Source organism: Bacillus cereus group sp. N8, from assembly GCF_016483685.1.
GTDB classification, from domain to species: domain Bacteria; phylum Bacillota; class Bacilli; order Bacillales; family Bacillaceae_G; genus Bacillus_A; species Bacillus_A proteolyticus.
Window position 1 is genome coordinate 1 of sequence record NZ_JAEHBK010000238.1, and the last position, 234, is coordinate 234.

Here is a 234-nt window from a genome sequence, read left to right on the forward strand (position 1 = left end):
TGTAGTGCGTTGTCGTTTTCCTAAGGATCTTATTAAAGATAAGCTTTTTGATGATCTTTATTTATTACCTGCAGCACTAACGAGCTATAAATCGGCGGTAACACCTGAACAAATGGATTTTTTTTTTAATGTATTTCGTAAATATTATGTTTACATATTTATTTTTTGTCGTGCGGGGATTTTGTTTTTATTTAAAATTGGTTTTTCATTTTCTTATATAGCAATATTTTTTTC

At 27.8% G+C, this 234-nt stretch carries 1 pseudogene; it reads left to right on the forward strand.

The annotated features are described in order from the left end of the window. Positions 1-234: pseudogene (locus tag JDS80_RS31905) on the forward strand (hypothetical protein); the annotation flags it as partial.